This window comes from Halolamina salina (assembly GCF_042678005.1).
Classification (GTDB): domain Archaea; phylum Halobacteriota; class Halobacteria; order Halobacteriales; family Haloferacaceae; genus Halolamina; species Halolamina salina.
In genome coordinates, this window is the sequence record NZ_JBHUDH010000151.1 from 6,383 (window position 1) to 8,356 (window position 1,974).

Annotated in this window: 2 protein-coding genes; both read right to left on the bottom strand. The window is 68.8% G+C overall.

Annotation, left to right across the window (positions count from 1 at the left end):
- Positions 1–252: 252 nt before the first annotated feature.
- Positions 253–1,536, bottom strand: coding sequence for an adenosylhomocysteinase (locus tag ACFR9S_RS12870; RefSeq protein ID WP_379732618.1), 1,284 nt, complete (start codon positions 1,534–1,536; stop codon positions 253–255).
- A gap of 78 nt (positions 1,537–1,614) precedes the next feature.
- The coding region (locus ACFR9S_RS12875) for an MFS transporter (protein ID WP_379818826.1) at positions 1,615–1,974 on the bottom strand (360 nt) is incomplete at its 5' end.

Consider the following 1,974-nt stretch of genomic DNA (forward strand, 5'->3'; position numbering starts at 1 on the left):
GGCCGCGAGGCGTCCACCGCGACCGCACCGCTGTGGCGGTCGGCGCGAAGCGGTCGCGCCTCCGTGCGCGAGCGAGCGCGAGGGACGAGCGAGCATCGCGAGCGAGTCGGCTGGGGAGGTTCGAGGCCGTGCGGAGGCGGTGCGGTCGCAAGTGGTCTAGCGTCGAACTGCCGTTGCTGTTCGAGTCACCAGTCCGACCGCCATCAACGACGACGCCAAAACCACCGGAAAACGGCCCTCAGAACCGCGAATCTACGTCCCGTGCTGCCACGACGACATGTACTCGACCTGCTCGTCGGTCAGCCCGTCGTACTCGACGCCCTCGGCGGCGAGCTTGATCTCCGCGACTTCCTTGTCCAGTTCGTCCGGCACTTCGTGGACCCCAGCCTCGTACTCGTCGCCGTTCTCCACGATCTCCCGGACGCAGACCGCCTGAATCCCGAAGGACTGGTCCATAACCTCGACGGGGTGGCCCAGCCCGACGGGCGCGGCGAGGTTGACGAGTCGCCCCTCGGCGAGCACGTTCAGCCGGCGGCCGTCGGCCATCTCGAACGCTTCGACGCCGTCGCGGGCCTCGTAGCGGTCGACCGCGAGGTCGTCGAGGTCGTCGAGATTGATCTCCACGTCGAAGTGGCCCGCGTTGGCCAGCAGCACGCCGTCCTGCATCTTCTCGAAGTGCTCGCGGGTGATCACGTCCTTGTTCCCGGTGGTGGTGATGAACACGTCGCCCTCCTCGGCGGCCTCGGCCATCGGCAGCACGTCGTACCCCTCCATGTGCGCTTCCAGCGCCTTGCGCGGCTCGACCTCACAGACGACGACGTTGGCGTCCTGCCCGGCCGCCTTCGAGGCCACGCCCTTGCCGCAGTAGCCGTAGCCGGCGACGACGACCGTCTTGCCGGCCCACGAGAGGTTCGTGGTCATCGCGATCGCCGACAGCGCCGACTCGCCCGTCCCGTGGACGTTGTCGAACAGGCGCTTCATCGGCGTGTCGTTGACCGCGAACATCGGGTAGTTCAGCTCCCCGTCCTCGTCCATCGCGCGCAGGCGGTGGACGCCGGTGGTCGTCTCCTCGGCGCCGCCGACGATGGAGTCGATCAGCTCGGGGTGCTCCTGGTGGATGCGGAACACCATGTCCGCGCCGTCGTCGACCGTGATCGTCGGCTCGTGGTCGATGACGGACTCGATGGCGGCGTAGTACTCCTCGTCGTCGACGCCGCGAACGGCGTAGGAGGTGACGTTGTCGACGGCGTCCAGCGCGACGCTCACGTCGTCGTGGGTCGAGAGGGGGTTGCAGCCGGTGACCGCGACCTCGGCGCCGCCGAGGGCGAGCGTCTCGACGAGGATCGCCGTCTTGGCCTCGACGTGCATCGCCATCCCGATCGTCTCTCCCGTCAGGGGTTTCTCGGCCTCGAAATCCTCCCGGATCGACTGGAGGATGGGCATGTGCTGGAGCGCCCAGTCCATCTTCCGGCGGCCCTCCTCGCGGAGCGCCTCGGGGTTGTCGACGTGCGCGGTGACGCGCTCGTAGGAACTCATGGCTGTAGGTTCTGGGAGGGAGCGCAAAACGGTGTCGAAGGTCCGGCACGGTGACGGGCAACCGTGCCGGTCGAAAGGTCAGTTCGCGGCGGCAGTCGGCCGGAGGAACACCATCGCGACCCCCGCCAGCACCGCCAACACGGCTCCGATCGCGAAGGAGGCCGACCAGCCGATCACGAGCACCAGCCCGCTCGCGACCGTCCCGCCGAGCACGCCGCCGAATAGCTTCCCGGTGTACAGCGCCGCGTAGTTCTCCGAGGAGTAGGTCCGGCCGTAGTAGTCGGCGACGATGTTGGGAAACACCGCGAACACCGGCGCACGGAACAGCGCGGCGGCGCCGATCAGCACGACGAAGCCCGCCCCGAAGCCGGCCTCCCCGGCGGCGACGGCGCCCGCGAGCGCCACCCCACAGAGCACGAGCGAGACAGTGACCGTGCG